Below are 21,261 nucleotides of genomic sequence, written 5' to 3'. Positions count from 1 at the left end.
CAAAAAAGCCCTCCAAAACTGGAAGGCTTTTTTTATTTATTCTACAAATGCTCTAGTCAAGATATTCAGGGAATTTGGGGAAATCTTGAAAATCAGCCTTTTCATGCTGAATAACCACACGGGCACTTTCAATTTCCGCCAAATCCTCAAACACATCCATTGAAACAAGTGTTTGCTCTGGGTCTGTATTAAATCTGGGTACTGTACGCAGTTCCCGTGCGCGGGTCAGGTGGTACATATCGCCTGTGAGCAAAACCGCGCCGCTATTTGGCAACCGCACGAGCAGGGACGAATGGCCGGGTGTATGGCCCGGGGTTGGAATAATCTCCACACTGCCATCGCCGAACACATCATAGCGATCTGTAATCTTAACGGTTTTCGCATTTTCCAGCGCCTTATAGGATGCAAATGTCTGTTCGTCTGCACGGGCTTCATCGCGGAACATATGATCATATTCATTAGCGTTCACGACAAACTTGGCACGGGCAAACAGGCCTGCATTGCCCACATGATCAAAATGGGAATGGGAAATGCTCAAAATTTCAATATCCGCAGGTGTCATGCCCAGCTCTTGAAGCTGATCAGTAAGTTTAACCGGTACCTTGATATGAAACGGGCCATTAATCAGCCCTTCTGGCAAGGCATTTAAACCTTCCGGCAAGCCTGTATCCCACAGCATGTCGCCGTCAGGGTGCCGAATTAGGAAACACGTATCCACAGCAGAGTTTTTCTGGCCGTCATATTTGCCTTCCCGTGAAAAAAGACCAAGATCGAGCATTTCAATCTCGCCGCAATCAAGCGCATAAAGTTTAATAGACGCGCCTTCAGCGTGGGCAGAAAAGCCAGCAACCATGCTTGCCCCAATACAGCCAACAAGTCCAACAAACGCTTTAATACCAATATTCATAAATAGCCTCCACTAGGGTTCCCCTGCTACAGCAAGTGCAGCGATGTATATAGCACTCTGTAAAACAGGATAAAGCTTTACGGACAATTTTGTTAAAAACATGACCATAGGTTTTATTATACGCCGTAACCTTGTTTAACGCAGTAATTATATCCTGTGCTTGCCATATTATTGTAACAGCTATAATACAGCGATTATATTGCAACAGCCCGGAAGCACAATTGTGTACAGGCCATGAAAACAATAACTACTCTGTTAAAGTTGCCATTTTATATGCTTGCGCTTGTAACCGGGGCAAAGTCCTTTCGGGACAATCCTGTTATTGGCTCAACTACACTGAACCGGCTAGGGCTGCATATACTAAGGGTGAAGCTTGCTCACTTTGTTATGCAATGCCGGTGGCTAATGTTAAGCCCCCTTATGCCAAAAGAGTACCGCAAAGAATATCGCCGTAATGGCTTTGTTGTTATACCAGATTTTATAAGCAAAAAGCAGGTAAAGGCCTTGCGCCGTGACATTGCGGGACACACCGGCCCTGTGCGGCAGTTAACACAGGGCAACACTGCAACACAGCGTATTCTGCTCGATAAAGCTGCCACTGAAAATTACCCGGCTCTAAAAGCCCTGACAGAAAACCCTACCCTCGCCAAATACCTGAGCTATGCGGGCGGCAAACTGATGGCCCCTCTCCTGTACGTACAACGCATCAGGAACGGTAAAGGTAGTGATCCGCAAAAAAGCATGCACAGCGATACTTTTCACCCCACCATGAAGGCATGGTTATTTCTTGAAGATGTTAAAGATAAAAATGGCCCTTTCACCTATGTACGAGGGTCGCACCATTTCACACCGTTACGGCTTGCATGGGAATATGAGCGCTCTACCCAGCCAGATACCAGGGCCGACAAATATTCCGAAAAAGGCAGCCTGCGCGCAACGGAAGACGACCTTGCTTCAATGAACCTGCCAAAACCCACAGCGGTTACAGTCACGGCTGGCAGCCTTGTTATTGCGAACACTAACGGCTTTCATGGGCGCGGCAAGGCAAAAGCGGGGGCATCTCGGCTTGAGATATGGGCCTTTAGCCGTCATACACCGTTTAACCCTTTACCGGGCCTGATCGTTCCCGGCTGGAAAAACCTGCGCCACACCATTATTCAGGCTTACTGGCGGCGGAAGGACAAAGAAGCCGCTATAAAAGGCAGCAAGGCAAGCTGGCACCTTATTCCGGCGACAGAAATGCTGGACGATATACCCCCCAAACCATAGCCTGAAAAACAGGCGTATGCAGGTAAAATGCTGACCGCTAATATTTTTCACTAAATTTTCTTCGAATTTTGCTTGATAGGGCGCTATGCTCGCGCAACGTTTTGGCAACTGAAAGATGAAAGGCCTTACCCGATCTATGGCTGACACAGGTATCAATGTCATTATCCTTGCGGCAGGCAAAGGCACCCGCATGAAATCTAGCCTGCACAAGGTTTTACATGCTGTAGGTGGTAAGCCCATGCTTTCCTATCTGATGGAAACCGTTTCAGCACTCGGCACCAAAGAAACCATTCTGGTCGTGGGGAGCGGTAAGGAGCAACTGGAAGCGGCTTACCCTCATGCCAAGTTTGTTACGCAGGCAGAACAATTAGGTACAGGCCATGCCGCCCGTGTGGCCGTTGATGCCATGGGGGCTATCACTGGCCCTGTCATTGTATTATTTGGCGATGTACCCTTCATTCCGCTTTCCATTATGCAAACAATGACCGCAAAAGCTGTTGAAGCTGGTACTGGCATTGTTGCCCTTGGCTTCACCCCCGCTGACGCTGGTCGCTATGGCCGCATGATTGTAGGGGCGGATGGCTGCCTTGAACGTATTGTTGAATATAAAGATGCCAGCGATGCTGAACGTGCCGTAACCCTCTGCAATTCCGGCATGATGGTGATCAATGGCACACACGCACAAAAATGGCTGCATGCGCTTTCAAATGAGAATGCCGCTGGTGAATATTACCTGACTGATCTTGTTGCCCTTGCCCGCAAAGACGGCCAAACAGTGCAGGTTGTGGAAGCCGATGAGGCTGACGTGCTGGGCATCAACAGCCGCGCAGATTTGGCACACGCAGAAAAAGTGCTGCAAACAAAATGGCGGCGCGCCGCACTTGATGCTGGCGTCACCATGACAGACCCTGACACAGTATATTTCAGTGCAGATACCAAAATTGCCCATGATGTAACGATCGAACCCGGTGTATTTTTTGGCCCTGGCGTTACCATTGAAACTGGCGCAACCATTAAGGCCTACAGCCACCTTGAAGGGGCGTACATAAAAGCTGGTGCCAGTATTGGCCCCTTTGCCCGCCTCAGGCCCGGCGCCGATATCGGTGCAGATGCAAAAATCGGTAATTTTGTGGAAGTAAAAAAAGCAACAATCGACACAGGTGCAAAGGTTAGCCACCTGTCCTATATAGGCGATGCCACCATTGGTGCAGATGCCAATATCGGCGCGGGTACCATTACCTGCAATTATGATGGTTTCCTGAAATATCAAACCATCATCGGCGCTGGCGCTTTCATTGGCAGTAACAGCGCCCTAGTAGCTCCGGTAAAAATAGGTGACGGTGCGATTATCGGCGCGGGCAGTGTCATTACACAGGATGTTTCACCAGATGCTCTTGGTGTTGCGCGCGGCAAACAGCATGAAAGTGCCGGATATGCCACCACATTCAGAACCAAAAAAGCCGCTGAAAAAGCGAACAAGTCAAAAGGATAAAACCCTATGTGTGGTATTGTTGGCATTCTTGGCAAGGCCCCGGTTACAGACAGGCTTGTTGAAAGTCTCAAGCGGCTTGAATACAGGGGGTATGATAGCGCTGGTATTGCTGTATTAAGTGACGGTAAGCTTGAACGTCGCCGCGCACCCGGCAAGCTGAAAGAGCTGGAACTTGTTCTGGCCGCAGAACCCCTTGACGGTATGGCAGGCATAGGCCACACCCGCTGGGCAACCCACGGCCAGCCCACAAAAGCAAATGCTCACCCCCACATGACACACCGCGTAGCACTGGTGCATAACGGCATTATTGAAAATTTCCGCACCCTGAAGGATGACATGATCGCCGCAGGCATGGTGTTTGAAAGCGAAACAGACACCGAAGTTGTTGCCAGCCTGATGACCCACTATCTGGATGAAGGCGCCACACCGCTTGAGGCCTTTACCAAAACACTTGGTAAACTAGAAGGTGCTTTTGCTCTCTGTGTGCTGGTGAACGGCGAAGAAAACCTGATGTTCGGCGCCCGCAGAGGTAGCCCGCTGGTTATTGGTTACGGCGAAGGCGAAAATTACGTTGGATCTGACGCAACAGCGCTCGCAAGCCTTTCAAACCGGCTGATTTATCTGGAAGAAGGTGACTATGCCACGCTATCACGCGAAACCGTGCAGGTTTTTGATGAAGACGGCACCCCGGTTTCCCGCCCCACCACCATAAGCCAGGTTGCAGCAACCATGGTGGACAAAGGCAATTACCGCCATTTCATGCAAAAAGAGATTTTCGAGCAACCCACCGTGGTGGCGCAGGCCCTTGGTAGGTACCTAGACCCAAATGCTGGCACCGTTTGCCTGCCTGAAACCCCCTTTGACCTTGCGAACATTCCCCGCATTACCCTTATTGCCTGCGGCACCAGCTACTATGCCGCAGAAGTGGCGCGCTACTGGATAGAGCAGTTAGCCCGCATACCGGTTGATGTAGATATCGCCTCTGAGTTCCGCTACCGCGAGCCAGTTTATACCGAGGGCGGTCTTGCCATTTTCATTAGCCAGTCAGGTGAAACAGCCGATACCCTTGCCGCTCTAAGGCATGCGAAAGCTGCAGGCCAGCATATTGCGGCCCTTGTAAACATGCCCGGTTCCACCATGGCACGCGAAGCCGATGTCGTATTGCCTATTCATGCGGGGCCAGAGATCGGCGTAGCCAGCACCAAAGCCTTCACGTGCCAGTTAGCCGTACTTGCGTCGCTCGCGGTTAAACTTGCTTCAGCAAAAGGCGAGATCAACAGCAATGAAGAAGCAGGCTATGTGAAAGAACTTAACCATATCCCGGCCCTTATGGCCGAAGTATTGCACCACGACGAAGCTCTGCAAGGCATTGCCCGCAGCATCAGCACCGCCCGAGACATATTGTTTGTCGGGCGCGGTATTCATTACCCGATCGCCATGGAAGGCGCCTTAAAGCTAAAAGAAATCAGTTACATTCATGCTGAAGGCTATGCGGCTGGCGAACTGAAGCACGGGCCTATCGCGCTCATTGATGAACACGTGCCCGTTATTGGCATTGCACCCGAAGATAGCCTTTTTGATAAAACCCTGTCTAACCTACAGGAAATTATGGCCCGCCAAGGCAAAGTTGTAATGTTCAGTGATTCGGAAACCAAACAGGAGGGCATGTTCGCCCAGCTTAAAATGCCCTCTGCCGGGTTCCTGTCATCCGCAATACTCTATGCCATTCCGGTGCAGTTACTGGCATATTACGCCGCTGTAGAAAAAGGCACTGATGTTGACCAGCCCCGTAACCTCGCTAAATCCGTGACAGTGGAGTAACGTTAAACCTCGTACGGCACCAGCTTGCGCACATTGGGGTTTACCTCAAAAGTGCGGTCGATAGGCGGCACTGCGCGCTGGCTGCAATTGGTGCGTTCGCACAACCGGCAGCTAATGCCAATGGGCTCATAAAGCCTGTCGTTGCCCATAACCAGATCATCTGCATACACAATATCAGACGCGTGCTTCACCTCGCAGCCAAGCGCAATGGCAAAATGCTGGCTTGGTTCGCCGTATGCGCCGCCTTCTTTAATGATAGGAGCAGCAAGGCACAAATAGCGCACGCCGTCTGGTGTTTCGGCAAGTTGACGGTCAATCCCGCTGCCACTCCCAAAGGCACGGTACACATTCCATAGTGGGCAAGCAGAACCAAACCGCGCGAAGGTTAGCTTGGTGGCGCTGTGGCGTTTCGTGATATTTCCGGCCCTGTCCACCCGCACGAAAAAGAACGGAATGCCCCGCGCATCCGGGCGCTGCAACGTGCTTAGCCTGTGGGCGACCTGCTCTAGTGTTGCCCCAAAGCGTATCTCCAGCAGCTTCAAGTCATGGCGGCATGTTTTTGCCGCCGACAAAAACTGCTCGTACGGCAAAAGAAGCGCGCCCGCAAAATAGTTGGCAAGCCCGGTTTGGCAAACGCTTTCTGCCTGCCGGGTTTTAAAACCAGCCTCGCGGATAAGCGTATCCATAATGCTTTTTTGCTCAAAGAGCGCAAGCTGGTGTGCCAAATGAAAAAACTGTGAACCCGCATGCAAATGCGCCGAAAGTTTCAGGGTTTTGTCTGCACTGCTATACCGGCGCAGCACCCCCCTGTCGCTATCAGCAGCCACCAGTTCCACCTTCACGCCGTGAGTTGTTTCTATATATGCCTTCAAAGCCTCTAGCCGCCCAGCACCAGTGCCCCCAATTTTCTCAGCTAAAGCCTCTGCCGCCTTATCAAGGGCATGAATATAATTGTCGCGGTAATGGAAAAAGTCACGCACTTCCTCATACGGTGTGGGCTGCACCAATGTGTCACTGCGGCGCACAGTATCATCCAGTTCCAGCAAACGCTCGTTCGACTGGTGAAACCGTTGGTGCAATTCAATAATGCCCTTGGCAATTTCAGGCAGATTACTAACCAGAAATTTTATATCCTGCACCGGGTAACGTGTATTTTGAAAAACCGGGTCAGCCAATACTTCGCGCAAGTCAGCGACCAGCCGGTCATCATCGTGACCGGCTAAGCTGGTGATATCAACGCCGAAGCTTTCTGCAAGCGCCAACAAAACCGTTGCTGTTACCGGGCGCTGGTTATTCTCTAACTGGTTCAGGTAGCTGGTCGAAAGGCCAAGCTTTTCAGCAAACACAGCTTGCGATAAATCACTATCGCGCCTGATCGAGCGTAATTTTCGGCCTATATAATGTTTTGAATGTTTCATCTTTACACTTTTTTGCAAAATTGTATTTGCAAATTTGCATAACATTAATTGTGTACACTTTCAACGGTTATCAAAGCAGGATTCAGGCGTTATGGTAGGATAACTTTTAATGTAGGGGCGGGATATGAACACCATACTCGAAGTGCTGAGCGAAAAACGCGAGGCAGCACGTCTTGGCGGCGGCCAACACAGGATTGATGCACAGCACAAAAAAGGCAAGCTTACAGCGCGTGAACGCCTTGAGCTTTTATTTGATGAAGGCTCGTTCGAGGAATACGACATGTTCGTAACCCATCGGTGTCAGGACTTTGGCCTTGATGAGCAATCCTACATGGGCGACGGCGTGGTTACAGGCCACGGCACCGTTAATGGCCGCCTTGTTTATGCTTTCAGTCAGGATTTCACCGTATTTGGTGGTTCGCTTTCTGAAACCCATGCCCAGAAAATATGTAAGGTTATGGATGCAGCCGTCCAGAACGGTGCCCCCATTATTGGCCTGAACGACAGCGGCGGCGCCCGGATTCAGGAAGGCGTTGCGGCCCTTGGTGGGTATGCCGACATTTTCCTTAAAAATACACTGGCTTCCGGCAGTGTGCCGCAAATTTCCCTTATTATGGGACCTTGCGCGGGCGGCGCGGTGTATTCCCCCGCGATCACTGATTTCACCTTTATGGTGCGCGACTCGAGCTATATGTTTGTAACCGGCCCTGATGTGGTGAAAACAGTAACCAACGAAACTGTTACGCAGGAAGAACTGGGCGGCGCGAGCGCCCACACTAAAAAATCATCCGTTGCAGACGGCGCTTTTGAAAATGACGTTGAAGCCATCTCTGAAATTCGCCGCCTGATTGACTTTTTGCCGTTAAGTGCGCTCGAAAAAGCCCCGAAGCGACCAACATTTGACCAATCAGACCGCATTGAAATGTCGCTCGACACGTTGATCCCCGCAAACCCCAACGCGCCGTACGACATGAAAGAGCTGGTTGAAAAAATCGCAGACGAAGGCGATGTGTTCGAGATTAAGCCAGACTATGCCCAAAATATCATTACCGCCTTTATTCGTATTGGCGGTGAAACGGTTGGTGTGGTGGCAAACCAGCCCATGGCGCTGGCGGGCTGCCTTGATATAAACTCTGCCCGCAAGGCCGCACGGTTTGTGCGTTTCTGTGATGCGTTTAATATCCCTATTGTAACCCTTGTGGACGTGCCCGGCTTCCTGCCCGGCACCGCGCAGGAACACGGCGGTATTATTGTGCACGGCGCGAAACTATTGTTTGCCTACGCCGAGGCAACCGTGCCGAAAGTTACTGTCATTACCCGCAAAGCATACGGCGGCGCCTACGACGTGATGTCATCAAAGCATTTGCGCGGCGATGTGAACTATGCGTGGCCCACGGCCGAGATCGCCGTGATGGGCGCAAAGGGTGCGGTTGAGATTTTGTACCGCTCAGAGCTGGGCGACCCAGAAAAAATCCAGAAACGTATCAGCGACTATGAAGACCGGTTCGCCAACCCGTTTGTGGCGGCATCACGCGGGTATGTGGATGAGGTGATCATGCCGCATTCAACCCGCCGCCGTATTGCGCATTCCTTGCAGGTTCTCAAGAAAAAGAAACAACAGAACCCGCCCAAAAAACACGACAATATCCCGTTATAATTTCACAGTAGGCTGAAGATATGTTTAAAAAAATCCTGATTGCCAACCGCGGTGAAATTGCCTGCCGTGTGATAAAGTCAGCCCAGAAAATGGGCATTAAAACCGTTGCCGTATATTCAGACGCTGACGCACGTGCCATGCACACGGAAATGGCAGACGAGGCTGTACACATTGGCCCATCTGTTGCCGCGCAGTCGTACCTGATTGCCGATAAAATTATCGCTGCCTGCAAACAAACAGGGGCCGAAGCCGTACACCCCGGTTACGGGTTCCTGTCTGAAAAAGCATCCTTTATGCAAGCGCTTGCAAAAGAAGGTATCGCGTTTATTGGTCCCGGCGAAAAAGCCATTAAGGTGATGGGCGACAAAATAGAATCTAAAATATTTGCGGCAGAAGCAGGTGTTTCTACCGTACCCGGTAGCCCTGACGTCATAGAGGATGCCGACCACGCCCTTAAAATTGCAGGCGAAATTGGCTATCCTGTTATGATAAAGGCATCAGCAGGTGGCGGCGGCAAAGGCATGCGTGTTGCATGGGACGAGGCAGAGGCCCGCGAAGGCTTTGCCCGCGCCAAATCAGAGGCGGCCAATGCTTTTGGTGACGACCGTATCCTTATTGAAAAGTTTATTGTTAACCCGCGGCATATTGAAATTCAGATACTGGCAGACAAAGCCGGTAACACCGTTTACCTGCACGAGCGGGAATGCTCTATCCAGCGCCGCAACCAAAAAGTGGTTGAGGAAGCGCCCTCTTCCTTCCTTGATGCCGCAACACGCAAGGCAATGGGCGAGCAATCTGTCGCCCTTGCCAAAGCCTGCGGTTATCACAGTGCTGGTACTGTTGAATTTATCGTCGATGTTGACCGCAACTTTTATTTCCTTGAAATGAACACACGCCTGCAAGTGGAACACCCTGTAACCGAACTGATCACAGGTGTTGACCTTGTGGAACAGATGATCCGTGTGGCAGCGGGCGAAAACCTGCCGTTCACGCAGAAAGACCTAAAAATAAACGGCTGGGCAATTGAAAGCCGGATATACGCGGAAGACCCCTTTAAGGAGTTCCTGCCCTCTATTGGTCGGTTGCGCCGCTTTAACATGCCTTCAGAAAAATCAGAAGGCGGTATAACGCTTAGGAACGATACGGGTGTCACAGAAGGGTCTGACATTTCGATGTATTATGACCCGATGATCTCGAAGCTTTGCACCCATGCGCCAACCCGTGAAGCCGCGACAGATGCCATGGCAGAAGCGCTGGACCAGTCTTACATTGATGGCATTCAGCACAATATACCGTTCCTCTCGTCCATTATGCAGCACCCACGCTGGCGTTCTGGCAACATTAGCACCAATTTCATTGCGGAGGAATTCCCAGACGGGTTTGACTACCGCATTGCCACCGCTGATGAAAAGAAAACCATTGCAATACTCGCCAGCCTGTTAACATACCGCGAAAAACGCCGCCAGCTGGCGATTAGCGGCCAACTGGATGAGCACCTTGAAGCCCCAACTGATTGGCATGTGGTGATTGACCGCGAAACATACCCGGTTGATATTGCGACCTCCCCTGCCACCCTTGAGTGGTCACCGGGCGACAGGCTTGCAAAACTTATAATCGGCGATACAAGCAATATCTATCAGGTTACGCCGCAACCTGGCGGCTGGAAAATTAGCTTCCGCGATCTTATGGTACAGGTTTTTGTATGCCGCCCTGCGCTTAGCCCCTTGCTGGCCCACATGCCGGAAAAGGTAGAGGCTGATACCAGCAATATGCTGATATGCCCTATGCCGGGCGTGCTAACATCCCTGCTGGTAAAAGAAGGCGATATCGTGCAGGCGGGGCAATCTCTCGCAATTCTGGAAGCCATGAAAATGGAAAATGTGCTTCATGCTGTGAAAAAGGCTATTGTAACCAAAATTCATGCGGAACAAGGCGCGCAGCTTGCTGTCGATACTGTTATTATGGAATTTGAAGCATGTTAAAAAACTGGCGTAATCTGGCAGAAAAAGAACTGCGCGGTAAAAACCCGGATGCCCTTGTCTGGCAGACCCGAGAAGGCATTGACCTGAACCCTCTTTACACCAAAGAAGATACCGAGCATTTGGACCCTGGTGTACCGGGCTTTTTCCCGTTCACACGCGGGGTAAAGGCCACCATGTATGCAGGCCGCCCGTGGACCATCAGGCAGTATGCGGGCTTTTCAACAGCCGAAGAAAGCAATGCCTTTTACCGCCGCAACCTAGCGGCTGGGCAAAAGGGCCTGTCTGTTGCCTTTGATCTGGCAACCCACCGGGGCTACGACAGCGACAACCCACTTGTTGTGGGGGACGTGGGCAAGGCTGGCGTTGCGATCGACAGCATCGAAGACATGAAAGTGCTGTTTGATGGTATTCCGCTTGACGAAATGTCAGTTTCTATGACCATGAACGGCGCGGTACTACCTATTCTTGCCTTTTATATTATTGCGGCAGAAGAACAGGGCGTAAGCCAAGACAAACTTGCTGGCACCATTCAGAATGACATCTTAAAAGAATTTATGGTGCGTAACACCTATATTTACCCACCAGAACCCAGCATGCGTATTATTGCAGATATTATTGAATATACGTCCGATAATATGCCGCAGTTCAACTCGATCTCTATCAGCGGCTACCACATGCAGGAAGCGGGCGCCACACAAGCGCAAGAACTGGCCTTTACGATCGCAGACGGTATCGAATATGTGCGCACCGCTGTGGCCCGTGGCCGTAACATTGACAGCTTCGCTCCGCGCCTGAGCTTTTTCTTTGCCATTGGCATGAACTTCCTGATGGAAGTATCGAAACTAAGGGCTGCACGCACCCTGTGGGCGCATTACACCAAAGATTTAGGCGCGAAATCAGAAAAATCTATGATGCTGCGCACCCACTGCCAAACATCTGGCGTGAGCCTCACTGAAAAAGACCCGTATAATAATGTGGTCCGCACCACAATTGAAGCTATGGCCGCTGTATTTGGCGGTACACAGTCGCTGCACACAAACGCGCTCGACGAAGCCATAGCCCTACCGACAGACTTTTCAGCACGTATTGCCCGTAATACCCAGCTTATCATTCAGGAAGAAACCGGCATAACCAACACGGTTGACCCCCTTGGTGGCTCGTACCTGATCGAACACCTGACCAACGAACTGGTGACAGAAGCCCGCAAGCTGATTGATGAAGTTGAAAAACTGGGGGGCATGACCAAAGCGGTTGAAGCTGGTTTCCCGCAGAAACTGATTGAAGAAGCCGCCATTAATCGCCAAGCTGATATTGATACCGGTAATGAAGTTATTGTCGGCGTTAACAAATACAAGCTCACTGACGAAGACCCGGTTGAAATTCTGGAAATTGATAACCAGTCGGTTATCCGGCAGCAAAAAGAACGCCTTAAAAAACTGCGCGACACCAGAAATGAAGACGATGTTAAAGCCGCCCTTAAAGCCCTTGCCGACGGCGCTGCGGGCAAAGCGAACTTGCTGGACCTCTGCGTGAAAGCAGCGCGGGTGCGTGCGACACTCGGCGAAATGTCTGACGCTATGGAAAAGGCATTTAACCGCCATAAGGCTGGCTTAAAGCCTAGCCCCGGTGTCTATAGAATGACAGCGTCAAAAGATGCAAAATTTGATTTCCTAATCGGCGAAGTTGAAAATTTCGCAGCCTCTCGCGGTAAAAGGCCTACTGTTCTGCTTGCTAAAATTGGGCAAGACGGCCACGACCGAGGCGTGAAAACAGTTGCGGCTGCTTTGTCTGACCTTGGCTTTAAGGTGTTGATGACCCCCCTCTTTCAAACACCGGCTGAAGTTGCAGACAAAGCAGTTGCAGACAAGGTAGACATGGTGGGGGTTTCCTCGCTTGCCGCAGGCCACTTGACACTGGTGCCAGCCCTAAGGGAAGAACTGGAGAAGCGGAATGCAAAACATATCCGTATAATCGCCGGCGGTGTTATTCCTCAGCAAGACTATGCGGCGCTTAAAGAACAGGGTGTTGCCCACATATTTGGCCCCGGCACCAATATTATGGACGCCGTACCCCACATGCTAACAACGCTGGGGCATAACATGCCGCCCCTGCCGGGTGAAGAAGTAGACATCTAAGAATATTATACGGTTCTGACACCACTAAAGGGGGCTATATGCCCCCATTTTTTTAGCCAAAACCCTAGTATTTATGCAGCTTTTTTTGCTTTGGCAGAAAACGTGGGATTTTTGACCTATCCGTTTTTGCTGTCTGACAGTATTTTCAGACTATGACAAAGACACAACATATCAGCCAAACACATAACGGCGTACGCAGGGTTGCCATGGTGGCATACCCCAACAGCCATATTCTGGATGTAATCGGCCCCCTTGAAATACTTTCAGGCACCCGGTTATTTTTGGATAAAAATACCGCAGGATACGATTTGTTTGTAGTGGCCGAAAAGAAAGGCAAACTGCAAACTTCAAGCGGCATGTATGTTTATGCCGATACAAGCTTTGATGAAGCCTTAGAGGACACAAGGCCCATTGACACCCTTATTATTGCAGGTGGGCACGGCACACTTGATGCTCTGAAAAGCCCAAAATTAATGAGCTATGTTCGCCAGACAGCACGCTCAGCAAAGCGGGTTATTTCCATATGCACAGGCGCGCTTATTCTGGCAGAAATTGGCATTCTAAACGGCAGGCGCGCCACAACACACTGGTGGTGGTGCCCTATTATGGCAGAAAAATACCCGGAAGTGCGCCTAGAGCCTGACGCCATTTACGTGCAAGACGGCAATGTATGGACGTCAGCGGGTGTAACCACCGGTATGGACCTTGCCCTTGCGATTGTAGAACATGACTGGGGTCACGACATAGCCCTGCAGGTAGCGCGCTATAATGTAATGTATATGGTGCGCCCCGGCGGACAGTCCCAGTTTAGTTCGCAGCTTATTGCTCAAAAGGCGCAAGACCCATCGCTCACCCGCGTGCTTGATCATATTTTGCAAAATTTGCACGAACCGCTGACCGTGACATCACTTGCGGCATGCGCCCATATGTCAGAGCGGTCATTTGCCCGTAAGTTTAACAAAGAAATTGGGATGACACCCGCCAACTATGTTGAAGCCGCCCGCTTTCAGGCTGCAAAAGCAGAACTAGAGCACACGGACACTTCCATAGAACAGATTGCCCTAAAAACAGGCTTCAATAACCCCGAGCGCATGAGGCGCACCTTCATGCGTCAGCTTGGCATTTCTGCCACTGAATACAGGGAGAGGTTTAGCACACTTAAAGAAAAATCATAAAAAACTGACAGCAGGAACATAACCACACAAAACGGCCTTTCCGAATATGGCAAGGCCACGAAACGCCGGATAAACGGCCCAAGTTACGACTAAAAGGATAGACTTATGAAACGCAGATATTTTCAGCGAACCCTTTCGCTTACCCAAAACACAAGAAACACGCTTCTTGCATGCTGTAGCGCTCTTACACTGATCACGGGGCAAGCCGCCGCTGATGCAGGGGACGGCAACTGGTATTTCTTTGGTGATAGCAACCTTGGCCAAGGTAACTTTAGCGCCATTGTTGGCTCACGCGGTGAAGATTTTTACCCCAACTCATCAAATAATGGCTTTGAGCGCGATTCAAACGGCCTTATATGGGCTGAAATGATGGGCCGTGATGTTGATATTATTCTCGACCCTGATCTCAATACAAACAATATTAACTTTGCCATTTCAGGTGCACATATGACACGGGGCGGCGACCTTGTGCCCTACGGCGTTGAAACAGGCGTGCTCGTGCAAACAGAAGCCTTTCGTGATCTTGTGAGCGCAGGTTCCATCACCCCAAATACAAATGACGTAGCCTTCATGATTGCAGGCGCGAACGACTTCCTAGACCGCATGGAAGCTGGTGAAGATGCCGAAAGCATTGCTACAGACGTGATCGGCGCAACCTTAGAGAACATCGAAACACTATCTGCCACAGGCATTAAAACCGTTATCATTTCAGAACTGCAACCGCTCCAGTATGCGCCTATTTTTACAGGCGATACGGAAACACAAGCCGCATTAGGGGACATGGTAAGCGCTGTAAACGATGCGATGACAAGCGCCATCGCGGAAAGTGGCCTAACAGGCGACATTAATGTCGTAACACTGAAGTACGCTGACTTGATGGCCTACCTGACAGAGAATGCGAGCACCCTTGGTTTTGATAATACAGATACAGCCTGCCTTAACTCAGACACAGGGGCCATTTGCGCCGCTGACAAAGCCGGGCAAAACCGCCATCTCTTCCTTGATGGCCTGCACATGACAGAAAAAGGCCATTCCTATGTGGCGCGCTGGTGGTCTGCCACGCTTGCGGGCGCAAACGGCAGTGCCGCGCGCATGACAAGCCGCATGCCTGACGCAGTACAGTTTAGTGCTGAAATGGCACAAACCAAACTAAACCGCCACATTGGCAAAACATCTGCAGGCAAGCTGAACCTTTTTGCTGATGTACTGTACGCTACACCAGAAATGAAAGGCTTAGGCACAAACCCAAGCATGGACCTCACGATGAAAGGCGGCCTTGTGGGCCTTGAAACCGCGCTTTCAGACAGGCTCTATGTGGGCGGCAGCATTAGCTTTATGGACACTGAGGCAGAACTCAGCGGCGAAAGCAGCTTCAAGGCATCAACCAAAGCGCTGCACGCGTGGGCATCATACGGGGTACCAAAACTAAACTTTACCCTGACCGGCCAATACGGTGACGCAAGAGTAAAAGACATCAACCGCGACACAGGCCTGCCGAACTACATTGCTGGCGGCAAAACAAAAGGCGAGTTCTGGAACATTGGTGCGGGCCTTGCCACCAACTACCAAATCGGCGCTTTTAACATACGCCTCGATGGCACTTACTATTACGGCAAGGTTGACCTAAACGGCTACAGCGAAACAGGCGTGCCGGGCCTTGGCCTTACCTACGGTGGACAAAACAAAACATCACAGTGGATCGAAAGTAACACCCTTATTGAGGCGCCAAGTTTCAGAATTGGGAACTCTGTTGAAGTGCAGCCTTTTGCCGGCACAGCATGGCGTTACCGCACAAAGGGTGATAGCCACGACCTGACTGCGCAGCTTTCTGGTAACACAGCGGCACCCGCCACTATCAAAACAGTGGCAACCGCAAAAGACCGCTACAGCGCAGAAGCAGGCGTGAAAATGATGTTCTCTGACAAGGTTGCTGTTACCACACGCTATAGCCGCCTGTGGGCGACAGACCTGAAAAAGGGTGACACCTTCCATGTTGGCCTGAACGTTACGTTCTAGAATACACACGTATAAACGCCACTGGCCAGCTAAAGAGCCAGTAACCAAACTGGGGCCTTACATTTAAGGCCCCTTTTCTTTTAGTGACGTGTTCGACCTTTAACTGCGCGGTGTTAGTGTAATCCGCACACTGGTTGAGCGCGAGCCCCGTTCTATAAGCACAATTACAACACGGGTGGGCTTCTGGTATGTGAGCGTGGTATCGTCTGCCTGAAATTCGCTGATCAGCTCCCAGCCATCTGCAGGCATATTATCCAGAAAAAAGCGCGTTACCATCTCGCTGTCAGCTTTGACACCGGCATAAATTTTACCAAATGAATTAGGCCCGCTACCCAGAATGATAGATTTTTTAGCATCTATAGCTGAGCCTTTAGGCAATTTTATATCGCCAATGGTCTTGCCTTCCTGCAAGAGGATTTCTTTTGGTGGCTGCACGCCCGTGCCGTCATAAGCCGCTACAGCCTCGGTTGGTTCTGACCCTTGGGCTGACATCTGGCAACTGCACAATACTGTCATGGCAGCAACAGCACTTACGATTGTTTTCAGCATCTCAAGATTCCCCCTGTATTCACAAGATATTAAGCCCTATATTCATAAATCAGTATGCATACCTATGTCACCCGCTTTTTCACTTTTAGGGAAATTGAGTATATTTAGCATATCCTTATGGATATTTTATATCTGCCCTCTGTACAAATAACCGTAATATTTGCAGAGTAAGAGTTTGTTATTATAGTGTCGGCCTGTTTATGAAACGTGCAATTATTGATCTTAACTTGGAACCAAGGGTTTATACTCTTGATAATTTCATGACCCCCAAAGAATGCGATCATATGATTGCGCTTGGCGGCACCAATGGAATGACACGGGCTTTTGTTTCTGGCGAAAAAGAGGGGGTGGTGTCACAAGGGCGCACCAATGACCTGTGCTGGATCAACCATAAGGCGGATGAAGTAACAACCAAATTGGCGCAACGCATTGCCGGCCTTGTCGGCTTACCACTTAGCCACGCTGAAAGCTTTCAGCTTATCCGCTATGGTATTAATGCGGAATATAAGGCCCACTTTGATGCTTTTCAGCCCGGCACAGAGGCCGGCGACAGGAATATGAAACGGGGCGGCCAGCGCCTGACAACTGTTCTTGGGTACCTGAACACCGTTAAAAAAGGCGGCGGTACAGAGTTTCCCAAGCTAAAAATAAAGATAGCAGCAGAACGCGGAAAACTGCTGGTTTTTCATAATTGTTATGACGGCACAACAAACAGGCACCCGAATAGCCTGCACGCAGGGTGCCCTGTTATTGACGGTGAAAAATGGGCCTTTAACCTGTGGTTCCGCGAGGCGAACCGCAACATGCCGTAAAATGCATTTAAAAGGTACCATAAACACAAAAAAGCCACGCCTGATACGATATAATAAAGCGCCTAAGGGCACTGTAACAGGGAAAGAAAATGTTTAAATTTGCTTTTGGCGATACATCACTCCAGCAACAGATAGAGGCTTTAGGCCTTGCTGGTGCTTATGCCGAAAACCTTAACAAAGCGACGGTCTTTGCAAAAAACTTTGCGGGTAATGGCCTTTTGCCATGCCTGACACAAGCGGCAGGCGGGCCAGATACTGCTGGCATTGAAAAGCTGGCGGCTCATATAACAAGCGGCTTCTCTAATCTGGTTATTCTCGGCACGGGTGGGTCAAGCCTTGGTGCGCAAGCCGCTACTGCACTTGCGGCTTATACAAAAGGCCTTGGTACAAAAATTTATACACCAGACAGCCTTGATCCGTTCCTGATGGACCATCTGTTTGCAAGCCTTGATCCTCTTGAGACGCATATACTAGCGATTTCAAAATCAGGTACAACGGGTGAAACCCTTGCCCAGCTTCTGGCCTGCCGCCAGTGGCTTGAAAATGCAGGCACGCAGAAACCAATGAAAGACCATTTTTCTTTCATTACCGAGCCAGGCAAACGTGCCCTTCGCACATACGGCGATGACCTTGGTAGCCTTATTCTTGATCACCCAACAGATGTGGGCGGGCGCTTTAGTGTGTTAACCAATGTTGGCATGGTACCTGTGGCTGTTGCTGGCCTTTCTGTAAAAGACTTTAGAAACGGCGCTAAGGCAGTGTGTGATGCTTTCTCGGCAGACCCTGCTATGTCGGCCGCTGTTGTAGGCGCAGCCCTTATCCAAACCCTGAATGAAAACCTGGGTGTTACACAGGTTTTAATCATGCCTTACGCCGAAAGCCTGCGCGCTTTTACACGCTGGCACGGGCAGTTATGGGCAGAAAGCCTTGGTAAAAACGGCCTTGGCACCACCCCTATTCGTGCGGTAGGCCCCGTGGACCAGCATAGCCAGATGCAGCTTTTCCTTGATGGGCCTAACGACAAATTCTGCACTATTGTAACGGTGCCAAGCTACGGTAAAGGCCCGCGCATAGATGTGGCTGCCGCCGAAAAATACGGCCTTACCTATATGGCGGGCCGCACCATTGGCGATATGGTTACATGCCAGTCGCGTGCTACACAGGATACACTGCGCGCCAAAGGGCGTTTGGTACGGGAAATTGTAATCGACAGCCTGTCGGAAGAGAATCTGGGCGGGCTTTTTGCCTCTTTTATGTTGGAAACCGTTATCACCGCCCACCTGATGGGGGTTGATGCCTACGACCAGCCAGCCGTGGAAGAAGGCAAAATTTTAACACGAAAATACCTTGGTGAACTTTAATAAAAATCTGGGCATAAGCCCGAAGGGAATATTTGATGCATAAGCCAATTAAAAAAATCGTTCTACCTGTTGCGGGCCTTGGCACCCGGTTTTTGCCTGCAACCAAAGCCATACCAAAGGAAATGCTGCCTGTGCTTGACCGGCCCCTGATCCAGTATGCGGTAGAAGAAGCCCTTGAGGCAGGCATTGACGAGATCATCATGGTAACAGGCCGTAACAAGCAGGTAATGGAAGACCATTTTGACCATGCGTACGAGCTTGAAAAAATCTTGCAGGAAAAAGGCAAGGATGAAGCCTTGGAAATTTCCCGCTCGATGCTGCTTGAGGAAGGCCGTATCACCTATGTGCGCCAGATGCGCCCACGCGGTCTTGGCCACGCCATTTGGTGCGCCCGTGCCTTTGTGAATGGTTCACCCTTTGCTGTTGCGCTGCCCGATGACCTGATTAAAGGCAAGCCCGGCGTGCTAAAGCAAATGGTTGAAGCCTATAACGAAGTAGGCGGTAACATTGTTGCCACCATGAATGTACCCCGCGAGGACACCAGTAAATACGGCGTTATTACCCCCGGCACAAAAACCAAAAACCTGATCGAGGTAACGGGCCTTGTGGAAAAACCACACCCTGAGGATGCCCCCTCAACCGAAGCTGTGGTGGGACGCTATATCCTGCAGCCGGAAGTGATGGACAAACTAGCAGAAAAGCAAATTGGTGCAGGCGGCGAAATACAGCTAACAGACGCCCTTGAAAAGCTGATAGGTGAACAGCCTTTCCATGCCCTTAATTTTGAAGGGCGCCGGTTTGACTGTGGTAGCAAAATTGGTTGGTTGATGGCGAACCTTTCGTTTGCAGCAGAAGACCCCCACCTTGCAAGCCGCATAAAAGAGCTGATCACATTCCAGTAAAACACCTGTTTATATCTTTTTATATAATGGGTTGCATAGAGGGTTATGGCTGTTAAACTGGCCGTAACCCTGAACCGAAACACACAAATCACGACAACAAGAAAAGGCCGATGCCCAAAACAGACTGGTGGCATAACGCAATTATTTATCAAATTTATCCCCGCAGCCTGATGGACAGTAACGGCGACGGTATTGGGGACCTGCCCGGCATTCTTGATAAACTTGGATATATTGCCGATCTCGGCGTAGACGCGATCTGGGTATCTCCGTTTTTCAAATCGCCGATGAAAGATTTCGGCTATGACATAAGCGATTACCGCGCTATTGACCCTATGTTTGGCACCATGGCAGACTTTGACAAGTTGGTAAAAGAAACCCACAAACACGGCCTGAAGCTTATTATCGATCAGGTTCTTAGCCACACATCAAGCAGCCATCCGTGGTTTATCGAAAGCAAATCAAGCAGAACCAACCCCAAAGCAAGCTGGTATGTTTGGGCAAACCCTAATGAAGAAGGGTTTGAACCCAATAACTGGCTTTCCATCTTTGGTGGTCCGGCATGGAAATGGAACAAAACCCGCAAACAATATTATCTGCACAACTTTCTAAAGTCGCAGCCGGACCTGAACTACCATAACCCCGAAGTGCAGGACCAAATGTTACAGGAAACCAAATTCTGGCTGGACCGAGGTGTCGACGGTTTCAGGCTAGATGCCATCAATTTCTGCTTTCATGACAAACTCCTGCGCGACAACCCTTTAAAGCCGATGGAAGAGCGCCGTGGGCGTGGCTTTAGCCCAACAAACCCCTATGCAGCGCAGTATCATATTTATGATAACACCCAGCCCGAAAACCTTGTATTTCTGGAGCGCCTTCGAGACCTGACAGACCAATATAACGGCGTTGCCCTCATGGGCGAGATCAATTCGGAAGACGCGATTAAAACCATCCGCGAATATACCGAAAGCCACCGCCGCCTGCACACGGGCTATAGTTTTGAACTTCTAGTGGATGATTTCTCCACCCATCACATTCGCTATACGGTAGAAGAACAAGAACGCCACATGGCTGGGGACTGGGCATGCTGGGCGATCAGCAACCATGATGTACCCCGTGTTTTATCGCGCTGGGGTGGCATTCACGGCACGCCAGAGCTTGCCAAGCTTTACACTGCTCTTTCTGCATCGCTGCGTGGCTCTGTTTGCTGCTATCAAGGGCAGGAACTAGGCCTAACCGAAGCCACTATCCACCCGCGTGATATGCGCGACCCATACGGCATTCAGTTTTGGCCTGAATTTCATGGCAGGGACGGCTGCCGCACTCCCATACCGTGGAATTCCGCTGCTGATAATGCGGGCTTTTCCACTGCCAAGCCGTGGCTACCGGTACCAGAGGAGCATTACGCCCTTGCTGTATCAGAACAGGAAGATAACCCTGAATCTGTGCTCACCCTATTTAAAACCTTTATGGCGTGGCGCAAAGACCAGCCCGCGCTTTTATACGGTGATATAGAATTTATCGACACACCAGACGGTAGCCTTGCCTTCCTTCGAAAGGCCCCGGAGCAAACCATTTTATGTTGCTTTAATTTTAACGACGAAGTGGTCATTCTTGATGTACCCGCAGATGGAACCCTAACCAGCCTTTATGGGCACGGCTTTAAAACTGCCTCTGACTGTGACCACGATATTTACCTGCCGCCCCATGGTGCATTTTTTGGCGACCTAAAAAAACCGTAAGGCAAAGCACGCCTTGTTCCGTCATC

The 21,261-nt window shown here is 50.4% G+C and carries 15 protein-coding genes; 12 read left to right on the top strand and 3 right to left on the bottom strand.

All coding sequences use genetic code 11. The features are described from left to right. Positions 1-52 precede the first annotated feature (52 nt). Positions 53-907, bottom strand: coding sequence for an N-acyl homoserine lactonase family protein (locus tag ICL80_RS06085; RefSeq protein WP_228073833.1), 855 nt, complete (start codon positions 905-907; stop codon positions 53-55). 234 nt (positions 908-1,141) lie between these two features. Between ICL80_RS06085 and ICL80_RS06080 the strand changes: the two genes are divergently transcribed. The 3 genes from ICL80_RS06080 (at position 1,142) to glmS (ending at position 5,489) form a co-directional block, all read left to right on the top strand. Next, on the top strand, positions 1,142-2,176 hold the full coding sequence (locus ICL80_RS06080; RefSeq protein ID WP_194215204.1) for a phytanoyl-CoA dioxygenase family protein: 1,035 nt from the start codon (positions 1,142-1,144) through the stop codon (positions 2,174-2,176). Between the two features lie 136 nt (positions 2,177-2,312). Then, on the top strand, positions 2,313-3,668 hold the full coding sequence (glmU, locus tag ICL80_RS06075; RefSeq protein ID WP_194215780.1) for a bifunctional UDP-N-acetylglucosamine diphosphorylase/glucosamine-1-phosphate N-acetyltransferase GlmU: 1,356 nt from the start codon (positions 2,313-2,315) through the stop codon (positions 3,666-3,668). A gap of 6 nt (positions 3,669-3,674) precedes the next feature. Continuing rightward, positions 3,675-5,489, top strand: a complete 1,815-nt coding sequence (gene glmS / locus ICL80_RS06070) for a glutamine--fructose-6-phosphate transaminase (isomerizing) (RefSeq protein ID WP_194215203.1) — start codon at positions 3,675-3,677, stop codon at positions 5,487-5,489. A 2-nt stretch (positions 5,490-5,491) separates the two neighbouring features. On the opposite strand, the gene ICL80_RS06065 is transcribed toward glmS, so the two are convergent. Then, positions 5,492-6,907 carry a helix-turn-helix domain-containing protein gene (locus ICL80_RS06065; protein ID WP_194215202.1) on the bottom strand — a complete coding sequence of 472 codons (1,416 nt, stop codon included), beginning with the start codon at positions 6,905-6,907 and terminating at the stop codon, positions 5,492-5,494. 124 nt (positions 6,908-7,031) lie between these two features. Between ICL80_RS06065 and ICL80_RS06060 the strand changes: the two genes are divergently transcribed. The 5 genes from ICL80_RS06060 (at position 7,032) to ICL80_RS06040 (ending at position 15,872) form a co-directional block, all read left to right on the top strand. Continuing rightward, positions 7,032-8,564, top strand: coding sequence for an acyl-CoA carboxylase subunit beta (locus ICL80_RS06060; RefSeq protein ID WP_194215201.1), 1,533 nt, complete (start codon positions 7,032-7,034; stop codon positions 8,562-8,564). Between the two features lie 20 nt (positions 8,565-8,584). Further along, the gene (locus ICL80_RS06055; protein ID WP_194215200.1) at positions 8,585-10,546 is read left to right on the top strand and encodes an acetyl-CoA carboxylase biotin carboxylase subunit; all 1,962 of its coding nucleotides are present in this window, start codon (positions 8,585-8,587) and stop codon (positions 10,544-10,546) included. Then, positions 10,540-12,681 carry a methylmalonyl-CoA mutase gene (scpA, locus tag ICL80_RS06050; protein WP_194215199.1) on the top strand — a complete coding sequence of 714 codons (2,142 nt, stop codon included), beginning with the start codon at positions 10,540-10,542 and terminating at the stop codon, positions 12,679-12,681. Before ICL80_RS06055 ends, scpA begins: the two co-directional genes overlap by 7 nt. 152 nt (positions 12,682-12,833) lie before the next feature. Beyond that, on the top strand, positions 12,834-13,856 hold the full coding sequence (locus tag ICL80_RS06045; RefSeq protein WP_228073831.1) for a GlxA family transcriptional regulator: 1,023 nt from the start codon (positions 12,834-12,836) through the stop codon (positions 13,854-13,856). 105 nt (positions 13,857-13,961) lie between these two features. Beyond that, positions 13,962-15,872 (top strand): autotransporter domain-containing protein, encoded by a 1,911-nt coding sequence (locus tag ICL80_RS06040; RefSeq protein ID WP_194215198.1) that lies wholly within the window; start codon positions 13,962-13,964, stop codon positions 15,870-15,872. 99 nt (positions 15,873-15,971) lie between these two features. Here ICL80_RS06040 and ICL80_RS06035 read toward each other — a convergent pair whose 3' ends face one another. Beyond that, positions 15,972-16,421 carry a hypothetical protein gene (locus ICL80_RS06035; protein WP_194215197.1) on the bottom strand — a complete coding sequence of 150 codons (450 nt, stop codon included), beginning with the start codon at positions 16,419-16,421 and terminating at the stop codon, positions 15,972-15,974. Between the two features lie 200 nt (positions 16,422-16,621). On the opposite strand from ICL80_RS06035, the gene ICL80_RS06030 reads away from it, so the two are divergent. The 4 genes from ICL80_RS06030 (at position 16,622) to ICL80_RS06015 (ending at position 21,235) form a co-directional block, all read left to right on the top strand. Beyond that, on the top strand, positions 16,622-17,233 hold the full coding sequence (locus ICL80_RS06030) for a 2OG-Fe(II) oxygenase (RefSeq protein WP_194215196.1): 612 nt from the start codon (positions 16,622-16,624) through the stop codon (positions 17,231-17,233). Between the two features lie 89 nt (positions 17,234-17,322). Continuing rightward, the gene (locus ICL80_RS06025; protein WP_194215195.1) at positions 17,323-18,594 is read left to right on the top strand and encodes a glucose-6-phosphate isomerase; all 1,272 of its coding nucleotides are present in this window, start codon (positions 17,323-17,325) and stop codon (positions 18,592-18,594) included. A gap of 35 nt (positions 18,595-18,629) precedes the next feature. Further along, entirely contained in the window at positions 18,630-19,496 is an 867-nt protein-coding gene (gene galU / locus ICL80_RS06020) for a UTP--glucose-1-phosphate uridylyltransferase GalU (protein ID WP_194215194.1), read from the top strand. A gap of 110 nt (positions 19,497-19,606) precedes the next feature. Continuing rightward, complete coding sequence (locus ICL80_RS06015; protein WP_194215193.1) at positions 19,607-21,235, top strand: alpha-glucosidase family protein; 1,629 nt, start codon at positions 19,607-19,609, stop codon at positions 21,233-21,235. Positions 21,236-21,261 lie beyond the last annotated feature (26 nt).

This window comes from Kordiimonas pumila, from assembly GCF_015240255.1.
Classification (GTDB): Bacteria; Pseudomonadota; Alphaproteobacteria; order Sphingomonadales; family Kordiimonadaceae; genus Kordiimonas; species Kordiimonas pumila.
This window is presented reverse-complemented; position numbering and strand designations above follow the sequence as displayed.